The sequence below is a fragment of the Ciceribacter sp. L1K23 genome (assembly GCF_018122705.1).
In the GTDB taxonomy this organism is placed as follows: domain Bacteria; phylum Pseudomonadota; class Alphaproteobacteria; order Rhizobiales; family Rhizobiaceae; genus Allorhizobium.
In genome coordinates, this window is record NZ_JAGRRC010000002.1 from 685,428 (window position 1) to 703,914 (window position 18,487).

15 protein-coding genes and 1 pseudogene are annotated in these 18,487 nt (G+C 60.6%); 14 read left to right on the forward strand and 2 right to left on the reverse strand.

Annotated features, from left to right (window positions below; all coding sequences use genetic code 11):
• Positions 1-192: 192 nt before the first annotated feature.
• The 14 genes from tssA to J5J10_RS22200 all read left to right on the forward strand — a co-directional run bounded on the left by tssA (position 193) and on the right by J5J10_RS22200 (position 17,920).
• Positions 193-1,851 carry a type VI secretion system protein TssA gene (tssA, locus tag J5J10_RS22135; RefSeq protein WP_211931776.1) on the forward strand — a complete coding sequence of 553 codons (1,659 nt, stop codon included), beginning with the start codon at positions 193-195 and terminating at the stop codon, positions 1,849-1,851.
• A gap of 172 nt (positions 1,852-2,023) precedes the next feature.
• The gene (gene tssB, locus J5J10_RS22140; protein ID WP_211931777.1) at positions 2,024-2,530 is read left to right on the forward strand and encodes a type VI secretion system contractile sheath small subunit; all 507 of its coding nucleotides are present in this window, start codon (positions 2,024-2,026) and stop codon (positions 2,528-2,530) included.
• A gap of 93 nt (positions 2,531-2,623) precedes the next feature.
• The gene (gene tssC, locus J5J10_RS22145; protein WP_211931778.1) at positions 2,624-4,105 is read left to right on the forward strand and encodes a type VI secretion system contractile sheath large subunit; all 1,482 of its coding nucleotides are present in this window, start codon (positions 2,624-2,626) and stop codon (positions 4,103-4,105) included.
• An 80-nt stretch (positions 4,106-4,185) separates the two neighbouring features.
• Positions 4,186-4,596 carry a type VI secretion system baseplate subunit TssE gene (tssE, locus tag J5J10_RS22150; RefSeq protein ID WP_208553648.1) on the forward strand — a complete coding sequence of 137 codons (411 nt, stop codon included), beginning with the start codon at positions 4,186-4,188 and terminating at the stop codon, positions 4,594-4,596.
• Between the two features lie 13 nt (positions 4,597-4,609).
• A complete protein-coding gene (tssF, locus tag J5J10_RS22155; protein ID WP_211931779.1) occupies positions 4,610-6,358 on the forward strand; it encodes a type VI secretion system baseplate subunit TssF in 1,749 nt (582 codons plus the stop codon).
• Positions 6,355-7,413: a type VI secretion system baseplate subunit TssG gene (gene tssG / locus J5J10_RS22160; RefSeq protein ID WP_211931780.1), complete on the forward strand. Its 1,059-nt coding sequence runs from the start codon at positions 6,355-6,357 to the stop codon at positions 7,411-7,413. Before tssF ends, tssG begins: the two co-directional genes overlap by 4 nt.
• Positions 7,410-9,140 carry a type VI secretion system-associated FHA domain protein TagH gene (tagH, locus tag J5J10_RS22165; protein ID WP_211931781.1) on the forward strand — a complete coding sequence of 577 codons (1,731 nt, stop codon included), beginning with the start codon at positions 7,410-7,412 and terminating at the stop codon, positions 9,138-9,140. The genes tssG and tagH overlap by 4 nt, the downstream gene beginning before the upstream one ends.
• On the forward strand, positions 9,137-9,619 hold the full coding sequence (tssJ, locus tag J5J10_RS22170) for a type VI secretion system lipoprotein TssJ (protein ID WP_208553644.1): 483 nt from the start codon (positions 9,137-9,139) through the stop codon (positions 9,617-9,619). The genes tagH and tssJ overlap by 4 nt, the downstream gene beginning before the upstream one ends.
• Positions 9,620-9,681: 62 nt before the next feature.
• The gene (gene tssK / locus J5J10_RS22175) at positions 9,682-11,022 is read left to right on the forward strand and encodes a type VI secretion system baseplate subunit TssK (RefSeq protein ID WP_211931782.1); all 1,341 of its coding nucleotides are present in this window, start codon (positions 9,682-9,684) and stop codon (positions 11,020-11,022) included.
• Between the two features lie 89 nt (positions 11,023-11,111).
• Positions 11,112-11,912, forward strand: coding sequence for a type IVB secretion system protein IcmH/DotU (gene icmH / locus J5J10_RS22180; RefSeq protein ID WP_211931783.1), 801 nt, complete (start codon positions 11,112-11,114; stop codon positions 11,910-11,912).
• Positions 11,913-11,921: 9 nt separating this feature from the next.
• On the forward strand, positions 11,922-15,524 hold the full coding sequence (tssM, locus tag J5J10_RS22185; protein WP_211931784.1) for a type VI secretion system membrane subunit TssM: 3,603 nt from the start codon (positions 11,922-11,924) through the stop codon (positions 15,522-15,524).
• Positions 15,525-15,537: 13 nt separating this feature from the next.
• Complete coding sequence (tagF, locus tag J5J10_RS22190) at positions 15,538-16,269, forward strand: type VI secretion system-associated protein TagF (protein ID WP_211931785.1); 732 nt, start codon at positions 15,538-15,540, stop codon at positions 16,267-16,269.
• A gap of 3 nt (positions 16,270-16,272) precedes the next feature.
• Complete coding sequence (locus tag J5J10_RS22195; RefSeq protein ID WP_211931786.1) at positions 16,273-16,962, forward strand: protein phosphatase 2C domain-containing protein; 690 nt, start codon at positions 16,273-16,275, stop codon at positions 16,960-16,962.
• An 85-nt stretch (positions 16,963-17,047) separates the two neighbouring features.
• Entirely contained in the window at positions 17,048-17,920 is an 873-nt protein-coding gene (locus J5J10_RS22200) for a serine/threonine-protein kinase (protein ID WP_211931787.1), read from the forward strand.
• Between the two features lie 10 nt (positions 17,921-17,930).
• Here the strand turns inward: J5J10_RS22200 and J5J10_RS22580 are convergent.
• Together J5J10_RS22580 and J5J10_RS22205 are read right to left on the reverse strand one after the other, a co-directional pair.
• Positions 17,931-18,108 (reverse strand): annotated as a pseudogene (locus tag J5J10_RS22580) (IS3 family transposase); the annotation flags it as partial.
• A gap of 183 nt (positions 18,109-18,291) precedes the next feature.
• The coding region (locus J5J10_RS22205; protein WP_211931788.1) for a hypothetical protein at positions 18,292-18,487 on the reverse strand (196 nt) is incomplete at its 5' end.

Below are 18,487 nucleotides of genomic sequence, written 5' to 3' on the forward strand. Positions count from 1 at the left end.
TCATCTCGAACGGAACACACCCACGCGTTGTAGCACGGAGCGCCCTCCTACACAGTTCATAGAAGTTACAATTTACATGACTATGACCATAAATTGATTTTTAGATACACGTATCAGTGGTCGCAGCAACCGCATGTGTATCTCGCTTTGCGCGTCGTGACCATTGCCCGCAACAAGGATTTAAGCCTCGCAATGCTAGACCTCGACCTCGACGCACTTCTTGCCGATCCCCGTTCTACCATTGGCTTAGCGGCCATCTCGGACGATCTGCCCAGCGGTATCGATCTACGGGACGACCCGGAATTTGACCAGTTGGAGACCGAATTCCGGAAAATGGAAACGGATGGCCCGAAGGCGGTCGACTGGCGGCAGCTGAACCGTCGCACCCTGGATATCCTCGCCGGCCGTTCCAAGGACATCGTACTCGCATGTCGGCTCGTCTACGGGCTTCACCACGAGGAAGGCTATAAGGGCCTTGCGGTCGGCAGCTCGATCGTTCGCGGCATGGTGGCAGAGCACTGGGACACTCTGTTTCCCGGCGTGAAGCGGGAGCGCGCTCGAGCCGGTACGGTCGACTGGATGGCCGAGCGGCTAGGGCAGCTCGTCGAGGCGCAGCCCCCGGTAGGGGCCGAGGCAAGGCTTGCCGCGCTTGTCGCCTATGAGCGACTGGTCGAACTGGACGGTTTGCTGGCTGAGAAGATGCAGAAGTTTCCGGTCGCGCTCGGCCCCCTGGTCCGGGCACTAAGATCGGTTGCGCAGGAAGTCCGCGGCGAAATGGAGGCGAAGGCAAGGGCCGAGGCCGCCGCACACGAGATCGCGGAGGCGCCTCTACAGCAAGCCCCAGCGCCCGAGCCTCCGGCCAAAGCCGAAGCGCCGCCGCCGGACGCGCCAGTTCCGGTCGCAACGGCCGCCCCGGTCGTGGCGCCGGTTCTCGCCGACATGCCGGTCGCCGCCGGAATTGACCCCGCGTTCGAGGCGCTGTTCTCCGCCGCCACCAAGGTGTCCGGCGCATTGCGCGATGCGGCACCCGCCGATCCGCGTATCTACCTCGCGTCCCGCTTCGGCGCCTGGAGCGGCATCATGATCGCCCCGCCGGACAAGGCCGGCAAAACGACCCTCCCGCCGCCGCAGCGAAACAAACTCCAGGAACTCGCCGCGCTGACCGCAGCCAATAACCACCAGGGTTTGCTTCTCGCAGCCGAAAGCGCCTTCGTGACCTCCCCATACTGGCTGACGATGCAGCACACCACTACAGCGATGATGCGCGCTCTCGGCAGCGATTATGACGCGGCTCGGGAGGCAATCGCAGGCACGCTCGCCGTGCTTTTGAGACGCGTGCCGGCTTTGGTTGATCTGAGCTTCGCCGACGGCACGCCGTTCGCCGACGCCGAGACCCGGGCCTGGATCGACGAGGAAGTATTGGTCGGCGGCGGGAGTGTCTCGGCCGCAGGCGCGATCGACAAGCTGTCTGGCGACGCAGCGCGTCTCGCGCAGCAAGGCAAGGTTCTCGAAGGGCTGAAACTTCTATCTGATTTTGCCGACGCGGCTCCCAGCGGCCGGGAACACTTTCTCGCGAAACTCGAGATTGGCGAGTTCTGCCTTCGTCACGATCTGATCCAACCGGTCCTGGCCCTCGTGCAGTCGCTAGAAAAGCTTGCGGAAAACCAGGGACTGGCGCGTTGGGAGCCTGCGCTGTCCGTCAAGCTCCTGGTGCTCGCCTGGCAATGCCACGCCCACAAGAACGCAGTGCGTGTGATCGGTGAACAGGCCGCGCAGCAGGGCAAGAACAGACTTGCCGAACAGTTGAGCAGCCTTGACATCGTACAAGCGGTGCGGCTAACTGCCGGATAACACAACCACAAGAATTTTTCGAGGCGTTATAAAAGTTAAACAAACCGCCACCAAGATGCATCGAGGCGGGGTTACGGGGTTAAAGGGACGATCAGCTTCACTGATCAATATTTAATACCCTGAATTTGCTAGTTATTTGACTATCGTGGCGATTTTACCGGGGGACTTGAACATGTCGAAAGACTCGACCGTTGCACCGAAGGAGCGTGTGAATATTCGTTACAAGCCGGCCACCGGCGACGCGAAGGAAGAAGTCGAACTCCCCCTGAAGATGGTGTTTCTCGGCGATTATACACTTCGCGCTGACGACACGCCCGTGGAAGACCGCGCTCTCGTCAACGTCAACAAGGACAATTTCAACGAAGTGATGAAGGGTCATGACCTGGCGCTGGACATCTCAGTGCCGAACAAGCTGTCTGACGATTCAGATGCCGGAGATATGACGCTTTCGCTGAAGTTTGATAGCATTAACGACTTTAATCCGGAAGCGATCGTCCGCCAGAGCCCGGAACTCAGCAAGCTGCTCGAACTGCGCGAGGCTCTGGTCGCCCTCAAGGGGCCGCTCGGCAACATGCCGGCCTTCCGCAAGGCAATTCAAGGCGTGCTCGGTGATGACGAGGCGCGCGAACGCCTTATGGCGGAACTCACCGCTATGGCCGCCAGCAAGACCGAAAAATAAATCTTGCCACTGGCGGACGCGCTCTCCGGCCAAGGAGACGCGATTGCCGGTGAGACCTTGCACATTGATATTCATCTCAAGGAAAGCCGTTCCATGACTGAGAGAGAATCCGCCCAGCAGCAGGTGGCCGTCGAAACGACGGAGGCGTCGCTGCTCGATCAGATCCTGCAGGAGACCCGGCTAGCGCCGAGTGATGATGGATACGACACGGCCCGCAAGGGCGTGAGCGCGTTCATCGCCGAACTGCTGAAGCCAACCCGACAGGATCAGGCCGTCAATAGCGCGGCGATCGACCAGATGATCGCCGAAATTGACCGCAAGCTTTCCGTGCAAGTCGACGAGGTTCTGCATCATGCGCAGTTCACGGCACTGGAATCGGCCTGGCGCGGTTTGAAGTTCGCCGTCGACCGGACCGACTTCCGACAGAACATCAAGATCGAGATCATGAACGTCTCGAAGGAAGACCTTCTGACGGACTTCGAGGATAGCCCGGAGGTGGCCAAGTCCGGCCTCTATAAACATATCTATACGGCCGAGTATGGCCAGTTCGGCGGCCAGCCGGTCGGTGCCGTTATCTGCAACTACGCCTTCGGTTCTGGTGCCCAGGACGTCAAGCTGGCGCAATACTGCTCTAGCGTGGGATCCATGGCCCATGCCCCGTTTATCGCGGGCGCCGCGCCGTCGATGTTCGGCGTTGATAGCTTCGAGGAAATCCCCAATCTCAAGGACATGGAGTCGATCTTCGAGGGACCGAAATACGCCAAGTGGAATTCGTTCCGTCAGACTGAGGACGCCCGCTATTTCGCGCTCGCCATGCCGCGTTTCCTGCTGCGGACGCCATATGGGTCAGACACGGTTCCGGTAAAGGGCTTCAATTACGAGGAGCGCGCGGCCGGTAAGACGGAGAACTATCTGTGGGGCAACGCGGCGATTGCCCTCGCCACGCGTCTCTCGGATAGCTTCGCCCAGTTCCGCTGGTGCCCCAACATCATAGGCCCGCAATCCGGCGGCGCGGTCGAGGATTTACCTGTCCATACCTTCGAAGCAATGGGCCAGTTGCAGAGCAAAATCCCGACCGAGGTCCTGATTTCGGACCGCAAGGAATACGAGCTCGCGGAGCAGGGCTTTATCGCCCTCACCATGCGCAAGGGCAGCGACAATGCCGCGTTCTTCTCTGCAAACTCGGTTCAGAAGCCGAAGTTCTTCGGAAACACGACAGAAGGCAAGGCGGCCGAACTCAACTACAAGCTCGGAACGCAACTGCCCTATCTGATGATAGTCAACCGTTTGGCACACTACATCAAGGTTTTGCAGCGCGAAAACATCGGCAGCTGGAAAAACCGCGGCGAACTGGAATCAGAACTGAACAACTGGATCCGTCAGTACGTCTCAGATCAGGAAAATCCGTCCGCTGAAGTTCGCTCCAGGCGGCCTTTGCGCAAGGCGCAAATTGTCGTTGCGGACGTCGAGGGCGAACCGGGCTGGTACAGTGTCAGCATGGCCGTTCAGCCGCACTTCAAATACATGGGCGCGGACTTCACGCTGTCGCTCAAGGGCAAGCTGGACAAGGCCTGATCGAAACGAGTCGAGGGCAGAGGCTATCAGGCCGGGCATGATGATGCCCGGCCAACCGCTTTGGGGATCGAGGTCGTGAAATGGTATCAGTGAGTCTTCTGCAGCGGCTTGGCCATGGCGGCGCAAATGCGGGGACAAGCGAATACACGGAAGATTCCGCCGTGCTGGAGAGCATTTTGCACAATCTCCAGATGATCCTGAACAGCCGAAAGTGCTGCTGCGAAACACGTCCAGACTTTGGCCTGTCGGATTTCAACGCAACCGGTGAGTATCGCAGCGCCCTGACGGCAATAGCTCGCGACGTGGAGCGGCAGATCCGCGCTTTCGAACCGAGACTGCGCAACGTTTTCGTGCAACCGATCGAGGATAAGGCACGTCTTCTCGAATTCGTCTTCCATGTCGATGGAGAGTTGGCGCACGAGGACCGAACAGTGCGCGTTCGTTTCGACTCCGTTCTCGGCTCGGACGGCCGCATCCGCTTTAACAGCTAGCGGGGCAGCGGCGATGGCGATCAACACCTATTACCGAGACGAACTATCCTATCTCCGCGAGATGGGCGCGCTGTTCGCCAAGGCTAATCCGCGCCTGGCCCGCCATCTCGGCCGCGACTCCACCGACCCCGACGTCGAGCGCCTGCTCGAAGGCATGGCCTTCATGGTCGGTCGGCTGCGTCAGCGTCTCGACGCCGAAATGCCGGAGCTGGCTTTGTCACTCCTGCAACTTGTCTGGCCGCATTATCTCCGTCCTGTGCCGCCAATCACCGTCTTAGGCTTCCGTTTCGCCGAAGGCGCAAGCGGCACGTCGATCGAAGTACCGCGCGGGACGCGGGTGCAATCGCGTCCGATCGACGGTGACGCAGTGCCCTTCAGCACCTCCTACGACACCACGGTGCTGCCGTTCGAGATGACCGCCGCCGAACTGGACAACAGGAAGAATTCAAGCCGCCTGACGCTCACCATCCGCAGGGTCGCCGGCAGCGGACTGCAGCCGCTTGCAGTTGCGCCGCTGACGCTGTTCCTCAACAGCGTGAAGGATGTGGCGATGGCGCGCCAGCTCTACCTGTTTCTCCTGGAACGCCGCCGTACCGTGACCGTTTCGACTCCGGGGCGTCAACCGGAGGCAATCGACCTGCGTATCGAACCGATGGGCTTCTTGCCCTCGGAGGCGGTGCTCCCCTACCCCGAAGGCTCCTTCGACGGGTTTCGCGTGATGCAGGAATACTTCTCTTGCCCCGAGAAGTTCATGTTCCTGCGAATCCGCGGCCTTGAGGCACTGTCGGAGCGAGCCGCAGACAGCTTCAGTCTATCGTTCGAGCTGGGCCAGCCTTTCCCTGATACCAGCCGCATCGGGGCCGAGGTGTTCGTGCTGAATGCAACCCCGGCCGTGAATCTTCTGGAAACCGAAGGCCGGGCTCTGACCGTCTCGCATGAACGCTCGGAATACCCGGTCCGTCCCGTCGGCGATGCCGGCCATTTCAGCGTCCACACCGTGGAGAGCGTGGAAGGATGGGTCCAGGGCAGCGGCCGGCGCGTTGCATACGAGCCCTTTGAGAGCTTCCGCCATGACGTGCAAGAAGACGGCGTACGCAAGCTGTATTTTCGCACCCAGGTCCGTCCGGCGCTGCTCGGCAATGGCATCGACCATCACCTGTCATTCGTCACCAGGCTGGGTAAGGTCGGACTTCCCGAGACCGAGACGATCTCGATGAAGCTGATGTGCTCCAATGGCGCGCTGGCGACGCGCCTGGGGGTTGGTTCTATCGACCAGCCAACCTCCACCACGCCGGCGAAACTCGCCTTTGAGAACATCACGCCAGTGCTCGCGGAAGTTCCTCCCCCGATCGACGACGACGTGCTCTGGACGCTGATCGCCAATCTCGCCCGCAACTTCTCCTCGATGATCGACGTCGAGGCTCTGCGAACAGTCGTTGGCGCCTATGACTTTCGCGCGCGGACCGACCGACAGGCAGCGCTGCAACGCGACACTCTGCTGCAGAGCTTCAAAACCTTCGAGCGCCGTGGCGTCGACGTCATAACGCATGGCCGGCCGGTGCGCGGCTTTGAACTGGCTCTATCGGTGTCGGAGGGGATGATGGGCGGAGAAGGCGAGATGTATCTCTTCGGAACCATCCTTGACCGCTTTCTGAAATCGTATTCGAGCATCAACAGCCTTCACCGATTTTCGATGATCGGCCTGGACACCAACATCGTTTTCCGTTGGGCAGCGAAATGGGGCGAGGCCGCAACCCTATGAACGAGCCGGTCACCATCCTGGACGAGACGGAAGTCGGTGTCGAACCTATAGCCGCCGCCAATATCGACGGCCTCCGGGAGTTCCGCTTCCATCAGCTCGTCGCACTAATGGAACTGCGGCGACGCGACGCGAGGCCGATCGGGGAACTTGGCGATCCGACGGCCGAATATCTCCGTTTTCGCGCCACTCGCTCGCTGAGCTTTGGCCCGGCAGACATCAGCGAGGTGGACTACGACGAAAAGACCGATCGTCTCGACGTGCGGGTTAACTTCTTTGGGCTATACGGCCCCGCCTCGCCGTTGCCTCCAGCGTATACCGAGTCGATCATCGAGGCCGATGCGACCCTCGATCCGGTTGAGGATTTCCTCGATCTTTTCAATCATCGCCTTATCAGCCTGCTGCACGTGATCTGGCGCAAGAACCGCTACTATCTGCGCTACCGGCCGGGCGGCAGCGACCCGTTATCGCGCCGCTTTCTAGCGCTTTGCGGCTTCCCGATCGAAGATAGAGACCAGGTTGGCGTTATTTCCCGCTCCGCTCTTCTGCCGCACCTTGGTCTTATCTCCCTGTTTTCCAACTCCTCGGAGGTAGTCGGCGCGACACTGTCGAACTTCTTCAACATTCCCTGCCAGATTGAGGAATTCGTACCGCGCAAAGTGAATGTGGGTAGGGAATCCCGTCTTACTCTCGGTATGGCCAACAATCTTCTCGGCGGAGATGCTATCCTTGGTTACGAGCTCGACGACGATCTCGGCAAGTTTCGCATTCACCTTGGCCCTGCCGATTTCGGCAGGCTGTCGGCGTTCCTGCCGAACGGATCCCGTCACCGCCAGTTCTGCGAACTCTTGCTGATGGCGACCCGTGAGCCGCTGGAATGGGACCTCAAGTTCGCATTCGCGCAGGAAACGCTGCCAACTGCTCAGCTTGGCTCCAGCCAGCTAGGCTGGACCACCTGGTTGCAAGCTGACGAGCCGGGAGCGCTGGAGAGCGATGTTTTGGTTTTCGTTAACGACCGGCTTTATGCCGTTGCCGAAACAGAGGGGGGGCTGGCATGAGACTCCACCTTTCTACGATCGGTGGCGACGCGACCAGTCACGTGTTCGGCCCCGAGGGCGGCGTTTTTGGCCGTTCGCCCAAATGCGACTGGGTTCTGCCGGATCCTGAGCGCATTCTTTCGTCGGTACACGGCCGCATCCTCTTCGACACCAACCGATTCATATTGGTCGATGAAAGCACCAATGGCATCTTCCTCGGCGACCGCAGCGAACCGCTCGGACGAGGCAATACGATCGTGCTGGCATCTGGTGTCACCTTCCGGGCAGCGCGACTCATCATCAGTGCGGAGCTGCTGGCTGCCGACGTGAAGCATACGATGAGCTACCCGATATCGTTTTCTGCTCCGATGACTTCGACGCCGCAAGGAGCAGAGCAGGCGCTGCGCGAGCGTGAAGTATGGGGAGACCTCTTGGGCAGGAACAGCCAGGACCCGCTGGCTTACCTGGATGGCGCCAGCGGGCCAGCGCCGATGTCGGCAACTATGGGGCCTCTCACAGCGCCGCCCGCCACGCCCATCGCCCCGATGCCGATCTCGATGCCACGGGGAATGCCCCAGATCAGCGACCCGTTGCCCACGCCAGAGTTGCGGGACGTCGCCCTGCCTGTTGAAACGCCGGCACCGTCGGCAAGACCCGCAAAACTGATTCCCGACGACTTCGACCCGCTCTCGATGATTGTCGGGCCGCGTGGTGGGCCGACATCGCCGTCGTCCTTTGCCGCCTCGCCGGCGGTTGCCGCCGAACAACGGCCCTTGCCGACACCATCTCCAGCAGCAGCCCTTATACCGGTCGAAATCCCATCGACGCGCCAACCGCTCGCCCCGGAGCTGATGGCAGACCTCGCACGGCTTGACGATCATCAGGTCGTCACGCCAGAAGCGCGCGGCGGCACGGCCGATCCGCTGGACGCGGTGGAAGCTATGCGGGCGCGACGCGTCGAGCGGAAGAGCCGGCTGATCGAAAAGTCGGCGGTCGCCGGCTTGCCACCCTTGCCAGGAACGTCGGCGGCCCCTTCAATGGCATCCACGCCCCCTACGCCACCAGCTTTCCCGTCGACGGCGACCAATCCGGCTTCCTCGGCACCCGCCTCTCCGTACGTTGCCGCCATCGCCACTGAAGCCAATTCCCAGGAGGCGGCAAAGGCCCTGTTTCGCGGCATGGGATTCCCCGACGCGGTGATCCCGGCCGGCCGTGAAATGGCGGTGTTGCACGAGGTCGGCGAGATGGTCCGCGCGATGTCGGAAGGGCTCGTGAGCCTGCTTGCGGCGCGGAAGATGCTGAAATCCGAATTCCGAATGGATGAGACTCAAGTCCAGCCGGAGGAAAACAATCCGTTCAAGCACTTCAAGATCGCCGAACTGGCGCTGGACGAGCTTTTCGTTACGCGCTCGGGCGGTTTTCAGGCCCCCGCTGAAGCGGCCGCATCGGCGCTCGACGACGTAAAGGGGCATGTGATGCTCACCATGGCGGCCATGCAGCACGCCATACGCCTGATCGTTGAACGACTCGATCCCAAGCTGATCGCCCGTGAGGAGGACGAAGGCGCCGCGCGCCTGCGCGGACTCGGCGCCCGCAAGGGCAAGTGGGAAATCTACAGTGAATTGCACCAGCGCCTCAGCGGGAATCTGGAAGGCATGACACGCCAGATCATCAGCACTGCCTTTGCCAAGGTGCAAGAAGACCAGGCAAGGCGTTCAGCGTCACAGTTCCGGGAGAGCAACAAATGAACCAGTCGCGTCGCAGCCTTCTTTTCGTCGCCGGCCTGTCGCTTACGGGGGTACTTGCCGCCTGCAGCGGACTTCCGAAGCCGACGCCCGTGGACGTGTCGATAAGCGCTGATGCGAATGTCAATCCAGGCGACACTGGCGAGCCCTCTCCAGTGGTCGTGCGCATATATGAGCTCAAAGGCATCAAGGCCTTCAACAATGCGAGCTTTTTCGATTTCGACGACGACGCGAAACTGCTGGGCGCGGACCTGATATCCAGCCGTGAATACGAACTTACGCCTGGCTCCGAGCGGAAATACGATACCAAGATTTCCAGCGAGGCCGCCTATATCGGTGTGGTCGTCAGTTTCCGAAACATTCAATCGGCAACTTGGCGAGATAGTATCGAACTCCGAAAGAGCAAGCAGAACCGCTTCATGATTTACATAACCAGTCTTGCCGTCAGAATTCAGAAATATTCGCGGTTCACCTTGGGCTAGTCAGGGCGCGTGATTGACTTATTCGAAGCATTGCAGGGGCCACCGGCCCCAAGGGGGTCCGGTTGACATCGACAGGTAAGCCGCTCTGGCTCGAGGGTATGTTCCTGAGGCCGCAACATCTACAACAGTATGATCGTTGGATCGAAAGTAATCTCGACCAGCGAGTGGCATCGCTTGCGGCCTTTCCGTGGGGCATTCGCAAACTGTCATTCGACCTGGATGCGCTAAAGGTGGGTCAGATTCGCCTTTTGGAGATCGATGTCGTTTTTCCTGACGGAACGACCTATGCCGCGCCCGAAAAGCAGCCGCTTCCGGCCGCCATCCAGGTCGGTCCGCCAGCCCAGGGCAAGCGTGTCTTTCTGACTTTGCCGATCCGCGCGCCCGGAGGTGTGGAGGTAGCCGAAACCGATGGCGGTACGCAGCGTTTCCGCAACAGCTCCGTCCAGGCAATCGACACGACGCGTGCTACCCGCGCCGCCGCAGACATCTCCGTCGGACTGCTGAACGCACGCATCGTGCTCGACGATCAGCCTCTCGACGAGATGACGGTCCTGCCGATCGCCGAGATTGACGCCGTCGACGCGCTGACTCAGGTGACACTATCGGAAACGTTCATACCGCCGGTAACGGCGACAGGCGCGAGTCGCCGACTCGTCTCGATCATCGAGCAGATCCGAGGGCTGTTGCGCAGCCGAGCGACGTCCCTCGCGGCCGGCGCGGCGGGCCAGGGGGGCGACGGCCGATCCGGCATGCTCGACATCATGACGCTGGGCATAGCCAACCGGTTCGAGGCAACGCTCGCCCATTCGGTGCGCGTCGGCCTGCATGGGCCGGAAAGTATCTATCGGGAGATTATCGCGCTTGCGGCAGAGCTCGCCGCGTACGCTGCACCCTCGCGCCTGCCTCCTGAATTTCCAGCCTATCAGCATCTTGATCTGAGGGCGACGTTCGATCCGCTTCTTGCCATATTGCGCACCATGCTCAGCGTAATCGTCGAAAGAAACGCCATCAGCATACCTGTGAGCGAGCGCGACTTCGGCATCTGGATTGGCCCAATCGAAGATCGCATGACCTTCGTCGAACGCCGTTTCGTCCTGATCGCGCGTGCCAACGTCGCACTCGAAATCGTGCGGCAGCAACTGCCGATCCAGATCAAGATCGGGCCAGTGGAGCAGATCCGCGACCTGGTTAACCTGCAATTGCCCGGTATCGCGATCCAGCCGCTCTCGGTCGCGCCGCGTGAGATTCCATTCATTCAGAACGCCGTGTATTTTGAGGTCGACACGCGCAATCAGCTGTGGACGCGCTTCCGCGAGTCTGCCGCGATCGCCCTGCATATCAGCGGCGACTATCCAGGGCTCGCTCTTGAGCTATGGGCGATCCAGCGGGAGACTGGCTCATGAGCACATCGGGCGACGACGACGACGCGCCGACAGTCCTGCGCCAACTCAGTCCGCGGGCGCGTACGGCGCTCGCCGGGGCGGAGACGGGCATGGACGAGCCGACCGTTGTGGTCCGCCAGCAGCCTGCGGTGGCCAGCACATCCGCTCCAGCCACAGACGGCAACTCGCTGACAAGCGCCGTCACACTTGTTCAGCAACTCGACAGCGCGCCTGAACGCAGACTGGTGCGTGCGGCGGCTCCGCTGCTGCTCATCGTCGCGCAGCTCCGCGCGTCGACCGAGCGCGCCGATGTGACCGCGCTGCGCCGGCAGGTCATTGAGGAAATGGACCGATTTCAACAAGTGGCGCAGAAAACAGGCATCGAGGCAGGCGACATCATCGCGGCGCGGTATGTCTTGTGCTCGACCATAGATGAGACGGTATTGATGACTCCGTGGGGCAGCCGTAGCGAGTGGAGCTCCAACAGCCTTCTCAACCATTATCACAACGAAACTTGGGGCGGCGAGAAAGTCTTCGTCATCCTTGACCGCGTGAAGCAATCGGCAGCGCAGCGTCTGCCCCTCATATTACTGATCCACGCCTGCCTGATGCTTGGTTTCGAAGGTCGCTACAGGGTCTTGGAGCGGGGTCGCGATCAGCTGGAGGACCTACGCAACGAGATTTCGCGCACCATCCGTCGCGCGTCCTCGGAGATGACGTCGGACCAACCGCTTTCCCGCGTGACGAAGGGTGAACGTGGCGGCAAGAAAGTGCGGGCTTTTATGCCGCTCTGGATGACCGCAACACTTGCAGGCCTCCTGCTCGTCATCGTCTATCTGGCGCTGGAATTTCATCTGTCCGGCGCACTTGCCCCGGTGCTGTCGAAAATCGCGGCGCTCGCACCAGGCTAGGATGAGGTCATGCTGAAAACCTACTTTGCCAATCTGCTGCGTCTGTCGAACCTGCTTATCCTGATGTTGCTGATTCTGTTGGCAACGCTCCTATGGCTCTTCGGAGCCTCTATCACGGTAGCGGGTTACCAGCCACTCGCGGGCGACATACTGCGCCTGTCAATCGCAATCGGTGTGGTGACATCATTCTTCGTCGTCACTTTCCTGCGCTATTTTCTTGCACGGCGTGCCAATGCCCGCCTGATCAACTCGATGCTCGCCAATGATGAATTGGTCTCCATGGGTGGCAATCTGTCGTCCGACGAGGTTGAGCTCATTCGCGAGCGCTTTGAAAAGACGCTGACCACTCTGCGCGACCGGCCGCTCGACGGGCGCCGCAAGCGCGAATACATGTTTGATCTGCCCTGGTATATCATCATCGGACCGCCCGGCACCGGCAAGACGACGATCCTCCAGAACTCCGGACTCGAGTTTCCGCTGGCCGAGGAGGGAAGTGCGGCACTTCAGGGCATGGGCGGCACCCGCTATTGTGACTGGTGGATTTCGAACGACGCGGTGCTGATCGATACGGCCGGCCGCTATACCACTCAGGACGTCAACCAGGGTATCGATGCCGCCGCATGGAACGGATTTCTCAAGATACTCAAGGAAAACCGCAGCCGGCGACCGGTAAACGGAGTGCTTCTGGCGATCAGTATAGCCGATATCGCCTTGGCTAGCGACACCGAACGGCAACGTCATGCGGAAATCCTGCGCCAACGCTTGCGCGAACTCCACCGTAGCTTCGAGATGCGGCTGCCGGTCTACGTGCTTCTGACCAAGTGCGACCTCATTGCCGGCTTCGAGGAGTACTTCGACGACACAGCCGAGGCTGACCGTGAGCAGGTTTGGGGTATCACCTTCCCCCGAGATGAGGAGCAGATGACATTCGGCGCGGCTTTCGAGAACGGTTTCGCCGATCTCGTCGACCGGATCGAAAAGCGGCTGCCGGCAAAGCTGGCCGTAGAGCGCAACAACGGTCGCCGCTGCCGCATCTATGGTTTCCCGCATGAGTTTGCATCTTTGTCGACCGTCCTGCGGGGCTTCATCACCGACGTTTTTCGCCTCAATCGGTACGAGGCGCAGCCGCTGCTGCGCGGCGTCTACTTCACGTCCGGCACGCAGGAGGGTACACCCTTTGACCGTCTGCTCGGCGCCATGGGGCGCAGCTTCGCGCTCGCTCCCAGCCACCAGCCGCCGATGAGTGGCAAGGGCAAGGCATTCTTTATCAACAAACTCCTGACAGACATCGTCTTCGTCGAGCAGAACCTCGTTGGACGCAATACCAAGCTGGAACGTCGGCTGGCCGCGGCGAGAAGTGGCGCCTACGCGGGTGTCGTTGCAGTGACACTGCTGCTTTGCGGCTACTGGCTGGCTGGACTTGATTCGTCCCTTAACCTCATCAGCCGCGCAAATCTCGCCGCGGACAAGATATCGACGGAAATCGCGCAGGCAGGGGGCAGCCGTACGCTCGAGGCGATTCTGCCGATTCTCGACAGCGCTCGCGAACTGCAGGAGATGGTCCAGCCGGTCTGGGGGCTACCGGATGTGCTTGCGATCAATGCACGTCCGGCGCTGGAGACTGCAGTCGATGACACCTATGACAAGCTGCTCAGCAGTTACCTCCTGCCCTCCGCGGTAGCCCGCTTGCAGACACAGATCCAGTTGCTTTCGACGTCGGCCGATCCCAACAACCTTCTGCTGCGCGACCAGCTTGAGACATACCTGATGCTGACGACCGGCCAGCGATACGAACGCGACCGCGTCGAGACCGAGTTTCAGCGCCAGAACGAAGCAGCATTCGTCCTGTCACCGGACGCCAAGCAACGCATGGATCGCCATAGCGAAAGGCTGGTCGAGCTCTTGCCGGCGACCGCGGTGACGGATCAACCGACCGTCCAGGTGGCGCGGGAGCGACTGAATGACCTACCGCAGGCGACCGAGATCTATGCTCGTATGGTGACCGATGCCGAACGTCGCTATCAACTCTCGCCGATCAGCATCGTAAACATCCTCGGTCCGGGCGTGCTGCAGGTCGATGCATCGGCCGGTGGCAACGGCGTGATACCGGGTCTCTATACCAAGAACGGGTTTTACCAGTTCTTCCTGCCGAGATTGCCGGAATATATCCGCAGTTCAACGGGAACGGACTGGGTGCTCGGCGATGGCGGGCTTTCCAACAATACCTATCAGCAGTTGGCGAGAGAGATCGCCGAGGCTTATGTGCGCGATTACATCGACAAGTGGCGCGATGCGGTTAACCAGGTCCGCGCCGCCGATTTCGATACGCTGAACAGAGGCCAGGGCGTCTTGCGCGATCTCTCCAGCCCGCAATCGCCGCTGATCGCGCTGCTCACCAAGCTGCGGGAAAATACCGAGCTGCCGCTTCCGGGCAGCAATCCGACGCCGACTGCCGCCGATCAGGCAGCCCAAGCGGTGACGCCGCCGGGTGTAGCCCAACCGGTCGCGGGCGCTGTTACCGACGCACTTGCGCAGACAGCGCTCTCCACTGCGTTCGGCGATGCGCCCTGGCCGGGTACCACGATCCGCGACGCCTTCACGCCGTTGACGGCCCTCGTCGATCCGCAGGGAGGGCAGAGTCTTGCCCAGGTGCAGCAACTGTTCGCAGATCTTTACGGCACTGTCGCAAGCATTGCCTCGGCACCAAGTCCGGAAGCAGCGGCATTCGATTTCGTCATGCAGCGGGCAAAGAGCCCGACGAATGACAGCTTCTCAAGGTTGAGGGCCGAAGCATCCACCAAACCGATCCCGGTGCGGCCGATGGTGGAGTTCGTAAGCAACCGAACATGGACGCTGTTGCGGCGGCTGGCCTATAATCACATAAACCAGCGCTGGCAGCAGGAAGTGCTTCCTGTCTGCGACCTGATGCTGCGGGACCGATATCCGTTCGCGCCGGCCTCTCCGGACGAAGTATCTCTGCAGGACTTCGCGGATATCTTTAAACCGGCCGGCATCGTCGATCAGTTCTATAAGGAAAACATCTCCCCGTTTGTTGTCGTTCAGGGCCGGCAGATTGTTCCGGTCGATGCGCGCGGCAGCGGTATCGGCTTGTCGCCAGAGGCGCTCACCCAGTTCGGCCGGGCGCAGCAAATCCGCGATGCCTTTTTCGGTGCTGCGGGGACAACGCCAGAAGTGAAGTTCACGGTCGAACCGGTTTATCTGGACCCGAAGGCGCTCCGTTCAGCTTTCATCTTGGACGATGTGGAGATGATCTACAGGCATGGCCCTATCCGCGCGCAGGACTTCGTCTGGCCGAGCAAACGCGACGCAAGTACCGCCGTCCTGCGAATCACCTTGCTCGATAACACGTCGGAAACGGTAGAAAAGACCGGCAATTGGGCGGTCTTCCGCATGCTGACGAGTTCCGGGCTGTCGCGAACGGCAGGCCAGGAACAGTTCGAATTCGGAATCGAGAAAAAGACTTCCGAGACCGTCAGGAACGCCGAGGTGACGGAAAACATCCGCGCCACCTTCAGATTGCGGGCGGCGAGCCTTGTCAACCCGTTCAACGGCGGTCTGCTTGCCTCCTTCCGCTGCCCCCCGTCGCTATAGGGAGGAGGTGCAAGTGGACACCGTTGGATTTTTCGGCAAGGTACCGGCGGCGCGCGACTTTGTCTTTCACGGCCTTCCGGTGCGCCTGACGGAAGCCTGGGCCGGCATCGTCTCCAGCTGGTTGTCCGAAAGACGTACCCATGGCGGGCCGGACTGGGCGCGGGATATGTTGCGATCTCCCGTTTGGCGCTTTCTGTTGCCAGAGGGCATACCTGGCGGCGGGTTCGGCGGCGCGGCGGGCCTCGTCGCAACTTCGGTGGATAGCGCAGGACGTGTATTTCCGTTCTGCGTGATGCTTGCGACTGATGGGGCCGGCATACCGAGCCAGCCGGACGCCGCCGTCGATCACATCATGGACGGTATCGAGTCCAGGATGCTCGGCTTCATGGAGACACAAAGCCACCGCGATTCTTTCCTCGCTGAACTGCACACCGCGCTTCGACACTTCCCTCGTCATCACCCGCCCGCTCCGTCCAGCTACCTGCGCGCGGGTGAGGCGGCGGCGATATTTCTCGGCACGGAGCCAGCCTGGAGGATGACGGTCCCTATGGAGAGCTTTTTCGTCACCGCCACCGGCGACGAGACGCGGCAGGAGTGCCACTGGTGGCACGACGGTCTCGGCGAATCCATTGGTCCCCAACATCTTGTCAGTCGCGGCCTTCCGGTAGGTGCTGCCGCCGCGCCGCTTTTCAGCAGCAACTGGAAAGAAGGTTGGCAGCCTCGCGCAACAACGGAGGGGAGGTAGAGCATGGTGCAACCGACCGGACACCCGCCAATAGTTGACGCGGAAGCCGCCAGCCGGCGCGGCTATTCTCACAGTTTCAACGAGGACGCCTATATGGTCAGCCTCGACGCGCATGTTTTCGCCGTTGCCGACGGCATGGGTGGCCATCGCGACGGTCACAAGGCAAGCGGCCTGATTGTCTCGATGCTTGCCCAAAATCTAGAACAGCCATTGCCATTCGAGGAGCGTATTGTCGCCGCGCAGACGGCTATCGAGGAGGCAAATGCCGCACTGTACAACGAGACAATCATCGATCCGACCCTCGGTATCAGCGGATCGACGGTCGTGGTCCTCGTCGTTGGCGAGGGCTACGCTTGCTGTCTTTGGGTCGGGGATTCGCGCCTTTATTTGATGCGGAGAGGTCGGCTGTACCTGATTAGCGATGACCACTCGGCGGAGGGTGGGGCGCTAACCCGAGCCGTCGGCTCGGCCGGCACTGTATCCGTCGAGCGCCGTCTGGTGGAGATCGCCGATGGCGACGTGTTCGTGCTGTGCAGCGATGGCCTGCTGAAGGGCATGACGGAGGAGATCATGATCGATATTCTCGCCGCCGGGGGCGACAGTGTTGCCGACCGGCTGCTCGCCAAGGCGGTTGCCGGCGGCTCGACCGACGACATCACACTTGTGGTCGTGTGGGCGCAGCACGATGGCTGACGAAAAAGACCGGGCCAGGCCGCCACCTGAGCCGAATTTGACAGCCGAGACCGATAAGGCTGGACCCAAAAAAACATCAGGCAAGATGCCCCGCACCTTGCGCGGCCGCTTCGAACTCGTCGAGGAAATTGGTCGTGGCGGTCTTTCGCGTGTCTACAGGGCGCGCGACCTCGTTGCCGTGAAGGCCGGCCTTTCACAAACATCGGTTGCCGTAAAGGTCATGACTGCCGGTCCAGAGGTCGGTGACGACATAATTTCTCTGATGCATCGCGAGGCGCGGCGGCTGCGTGATCTCATCCATCCCAATATTGTCCGCGTCTACGACATCGACAGCGAAGGTCGTCTGCACTTCATGGTCATGGAATATCTCGAAGGCAGATCGCTTGCGAAAGTCTTGCGCGAGACAGAGGGACACCGGCTGCATCCACCTCAAGTGGATCGGCTGGTGCGGGATGTTGCTGCAGCGCTGCACTTCTCCCATCACAGCGGCATTGTGCACTCTGACCTGAAACCCGCCAACATCTTCATAGAAACGAATGGTCGGGTAAAACTCATCGACTTCAATATCGCCTACCCTGTCGCACGCCCGATCAAGATCAGTGAAGAGGATACCGTTGCGATCCTCGCCCGGCTCGGGGCACTCACACCGGCCTATGCATCCCCGCAACGCCTCCAAGGCGCCGAACCAAGTTCTGGCGACGACGTTTTTTCGCTGGGCCTGGTCGCCTTTCTCGCCCTCACTGGCAGACGACCATTCGAGTCCAAGGACGCATCCGAAGCGATTGCAGCGAACGAGATGATCAAGCGACCGGAGGGTCTGTCATGGTGGCGATGGCAGGCGCTCTCGGCCGCCCTTAAGCTCGACGACGCAAAGCGCCTGTCCGATGCCCAATTGTTCGCTCGGCTCTTCACAGGCGGCCCTTGGGCGCAGACGACCTGGCGGCTAGGGCTGCGTTGACGGCTCAATGGTTGGCGACCGCCTTCCAAGCTGTGATCTCCCTGAAAAAGGCGTCGACGATGAAGCTGTGACGAATAACCTCGCCATCCCGCAGCCGAACTCCCCCCATCAGAGCGCTAGCTCAGGTTGAACAACATGACCACCACCCTACCGTGATGAATCCGCCCCAAGCGAAAGCCGGTATGTTTCCACCCGCATCCCGGCTCTACCGGAGGCTGAAGCGGCACTCCGACGAAAAGACGGATGGATCGAAGACGAGAGGAATTCCGTCCCAACTAACTGCACAAGATGGCCTCCTGTCGGCAGTTCATCTGCGGTAAGTGAAACCGGCCGACATGGTTGAAAAACCCGGAGCACCGCAAACCTGCAGATCACTGTGACCGTACAACGGGCACCTGCCCGCCGTATATCGGACAGATTAGCCCATCTGACTGAAATTCGGCTTCGGTGTGTTTGGGAGTAAATTTGTCCGACCTGAGAGATAGGTGACGTTTTGTACCGAAGACATGGGTAACACTTTTTGCCTTTTGGCGGGAGGTGTTGATGCCGTGGAGAGAGATTTCGGTC

Excerpts from the sequence above, each read along its gene's own strand:
- tssA (WP_211931776.1), top strand. The coding sequence starts at position 193 with ATGCTAGACCTCGACCTCGACGCACTTCTTGCCGATCCCCGTTCTACC.
- tssB (WP_211931777.1), top strand. The coding sequence starts at position 2,024 with ATGTCGAAAGACTCGACCGTTGCACCGAAGGAGCGTGTGAATATTCGT.
- tssC (WP_211931778.1), top strand. The coding sequence starts at position 2,624 with ATGACTGAGAGAGAATCCGCCCAGCAGCAGGTGGCCGTCGAAACGACG.
- tssE (WP_208553648.1), top strand. The coding sequence starts at position 4,186 with ATGGTATCAGTGAGTCTTCTGCAGCGGCTTGGCCATGGCGGCGCAAAT.
- tssF (WP_211931779.1), top strand. The coding sequence starts at position 4,610 with ATGGCGATCAACACCTATTACCGAGACGAACTATCCTATCTCCGCGAG.
- tssG (WP_211931780.1), top strand. The coding sequence starts at position 6,355 with ATGAACGAGCCGGTCACCATCCTGGACGAGACGGAAGTCGGTGTCGAA.
- tagH (WP_211931781.1), top strand. The coding sequence starts at position 7,410 with ATGAGACTCCACCTTTCTACGATCGGTGGCGACGCGACCAGTCACGTG.
- tssJ (WP_208553644.1), top strand. The coding sequence starts at position 9,137 with ATGAACCAGTCGCGTCGCAGCCTTCTTTTCGTCGCCGGCCTGTCGCTT.
- icmH (WP_211931783.1), top strand. The coding sequence starts at position 11,112 with ATGGACGAGCCGACCGTTGTGGTCCGCCAGCAGCCTGCGGTGGCCAGC.
- tssM (WP_211931784.1), top strand. The coding sequence starts at position 11,922 with ATGCTGAAAACCTACTTTGCCAATCTGCTGCGTCTGTCGAACCTGCTT.
- J5J10_RS22195 (WP_211931786.1), top strand. The coding sequence starts at position 16,273 with ATGGTGCAACCGACCGGACACCCGCCAATAGTTGACGCGGAAGCCGCC.
- J5J10_RS22200 (WP_211931787.1), top strand. The coding sequence starts at position 17,048 with ATGCCCCGCACCTTGCGCGGCCGCTTCGAACTCGTCGAGGAAATTGGT.